Origin of the sequence: Acidovorax sp. ST3, from assembly GCF_003231145.1 — a bacterium.
In the GTDB taxonomy this organism is placed as follows: domain Bacteria; phylum Pseudomonadota; class Gammaproteobacteria; order Burkholderiales; family Burkholderiaceae_C; genus Acidovorax.
Genome location: NZ_QKVP01000157.1, coordinates 1 through 502, shown reverse-complemented (window position 1 = coordinate 502; position 502 = coordinate 1). Strand labels below are relative to the sequence as shown.

Genomic DNA, 502 nt, shown 5'->3' with positions numbered 1-502 from the left:
GCGCGGCGATCACATCGCCGAGGCCTGGGCCGTGCGCAAACCAACCAAGGACGGTCATGTCACCTCGCTGGAGGCCTATGATGCCGACGGCAAGATGATCATCCAATTCTTCGGCAAACGCCATGAAGGCGAAACGGAGCGCGCCGACTGGCGTTCGCTGGCGGAAAGCCTGCCGCGTGTGGCAGAGCAGAGCGCCGCGTGATGCGTGCCGTCATGAAGAGGCTGGTGCGGGTGGCCGTTTTCGGCACCGCGCTGGCGGCCATGCCGCTTGCCGTCGCTATGGCGAGCGAGAGTGGTGCTGTGTTCTCGGACACCAAGCGAATTGTTGCCGTTGGTGGGGCCGTCACCGAGATCGTTTATGCGCTTGGTGAGGAAGCCAAGCTCGTTGCCCGTGACTCCACCAGCGTCTATCCCGAAGCGGCACTCAAGCTACCGGATGTCGGCTATATGCGCGCGCTGTCGCCGGAAGGCGTGCTGTCGGGCAATCCGACCGGGATCCGGG

The 502-nt window shown here is 64.3% G+C and carries 1 protein-coding gene and 1 pseudogene; both read left to right on the top strand.

Going from position 1 to position 502, the window contains the following annotated elements:
- Positions 1-202, top strand: a 202-nt coding sequence (locus tag DNK89_RS24100; RefSeq protein WP_304547848.1) for a ChuX/HutX family heme-like substrate-binding protein, incomplete at its 5' end; no start/stop codon positions are given.
- Positions 202-502: pseudogene (locus DNK89_RS24095) on the top strand (hemin ABC transporter substrate-binding protein); the annotation flags it as partial. The gene DNK89_RS24100 and the pseudogene DNK89_RS24095, both read left to right, overlap by 1 nt.